Origin of the sequence: Bacillus cereus group sp. BfR-BA-01441, assembly GCF_022663075.1 — a bacterium.
GTDB lineage: Bacteria > Bacillota > Bacilli > Bacillales > Bacillaceae_G > Bacillus_A > Bacillus_A cereus.
On sequence record NZ_JAKUEU010000182.1, the window covers coordinates 1 to 2,426 of the forward strand.

Genomic DNA, 2,426 nt, shown 5'->3' on the forward strand with positions numbered 1-2,426 from the left:
TCCCTTACATTAAAAATAGATATTTTTTATACATACTTATATCATTAAAATTCACAATCCCAAGTATAGAAAATTATTTATTAAATCTTACAAAAATCATAACTATAATTTTCAACTTATAATACTCCTCAGAAAGATTAGCAGATACAAATATCTATAAAGCCTATATTGTCGATTGTGTAGAATTAAATATTAAACTGGCATTAAATTCTTTCTTCATCTCTTCTATAGAAGAAATTATCTTATTTATTCATTTTTTCTCTCCTTTCTTCTAATGTATTAATGATGAACTATAAAATCATTTCAGCTAGGAACATCTTAATAGTAATATCCATAAGGATTTCACAATTTTCAAATCATCCGACCAATAAGGAGATCGTCACATACTACTCTTTTCTAATTCATTAAACAATATATCCCATCATCTTTATATACATTACTCTTTCATTTATGTGCTCTATTATTAAGATAATCATAGATATAATAGAATTTTGAAAACCATTTATGCACATAAATAATTAACTATTCCCAATATAGAAATGATTATTTATAATCAACATGAACAACTAATTCATCACTTATTAATATATAGGGGGTGCTCTATATAAAAAAATTTATAGCTAGAGAAAATAATATTATTCCTTTTAATGAGGATATAACAGCGAAAATAAAATTTATTATGCATCCTGTTTGGATTAGGATTGGGAGGAATTCACAAGGAACACCTATGCAAAAGCAACATGCTACATTAGCAATAAAAACAGCCGTAACTAAACAGCCTGTTATGCATCCTCTAACAGATTTTATATTTTCTAAATGGAAACATAAGTCATATAATACAATGAAAATTCACACACAAAATTTGGCAGTGTTCTTAAATTTCCTTTTAAAAAAACAAAAAAGTTACAAATTATATTCTCTAGAACATTTACATTTCGAGCATGCAATTAGTTTCTTAAACAATTTGACTTTGGAAGGAAAATCTAGAGTAACCGTTCTAAGTTATCAGCGTACTATAAAAGAGTTTTTCGTCTACCTTTCCAAAAATAATCTGGTCAGTAATCTATCGATAAATAATGAGCATTTAATTAGTTCTAAAAATTCTATCTCAGATTATATTAACACTCACCTTGAAAGTATTATTGTCCCTTCATCAGAAAAAAACAATATTGAACATGACATACCACACATTTATATTTTAAGATTTTTAGAAATAGTATTTGAGGTAGCAAATCCCATTGCCTTGGGAGTTTATATGCAAGTATTTGGTGGCTTACGTAGTGGAGAAGTTGTAAATATTAGAACCTCAGATATTAAACTCATTGGTCCTTATGGTCAAGATGGTTTACTTTTAAATGTTCAAAATAATTTGAATCGAATTGATATTAAAGATGGTTCTGGCTCAAGTTATGTTAAAAAACCAAGAGATCAACTGGTACTAGGTTTCAGGGATTGGTTAAAGCAATTATATATATTGCACTACCAACAATATATAAAAGACTCCAATATTAATGCTGTTTTTATTAATAAAACAGGTATGCCAATGACTGGAGCTAGTTACCGTTACTACTTTAAGAAAGCCAAGCTTGCCTTTATAAATTATTTAAAAAGTTCTCAAGATCCGAATGACAAAATTGCATCTATCGCTCTAAGTAATACTGATTGGTCTACACATATAGGCAGAGGGATTTTCACAAATATGCTTGCAGAAGTCGCTAAAAATCCCCAAGATGTTGCTCTTCTAAGAGGAGATGATAATATATCTAGTTCACTCGACTATATGGCAAATACTAAGAGAATGAAAACTAATTTAGAATATTATCTAAATCAACTCTATGTGTATAAAGAGATTAAGTTTTAAATTATCATAAACACTTAAGGAGATTTTATATGCGATATTTCACAGTGAAAGAAACAGCTGAACAATTATCTTTATCTCGTTCAACTGTATACAAACTTATTAGTAACGGGCATTTAAATGCAAAATGGATTTCAAAAAAAGAAATGCGAATCACAGAGGATGGAATTATAAAATTCAAAGAAAATAGTGTTTTAATAACACACTACCCTAGCTCTAAAGTCAGCCAAAAATTAAATATTTCCTTGCAGAAAACCCGTATGTTATTAAAACTGGGAGCATTTCCAAATTCAATTAAATTAGGTCAAAACTATTATATTTCAAAAAAGGATGTAATTTCTTTTAGTAACTTACTAAAGAAAAAAGAAACTTCTTATACCACAAAAGATATAAGTAAAATACTAAACATTCCAACTTCAGCTGTCTTAAAGCTTATCAAAAAGAAGACTTTCTCAAATGTTTTTAAAATACCTTCAGATAAGAGGTATTTTATCCCAAAAGAAGAATTCGAACGGCATACTTTTTTCTATAATAATGATTCATATCTAACAATTGGGCAAGTAAGCGA

General features: G+C 28.0%; 2 protein-coding genes. Both read left to right on the plus strand.

The genetic code is table 11. The annotated features are described in order from the left end of the window. Nucleotides 1–595 precede the first annotated feature (595 nt). The gene (locus MR107_RS29660) at nucleotides 596–1,861 is read left to right on the plus strand and encodes a site-specific integrase (protein ID WP_242293118.1); all 1,266 of its coding nucleotides are present in this window, start codon (nucleotides 596–598) and stop codon (nucleotides 1,859–1,861) included. 29 nt (nucleotides 1,862–1,890) lie between these two features. Beyond that, nucleotides 1,891–2,426 (plus strand): helix-turn-helix domain-containing protein (locus MR107_RS29665; RefSeq protein WP_242293119.1); only part of this gene is annotated, 536 nt, incomplete at its 3' end.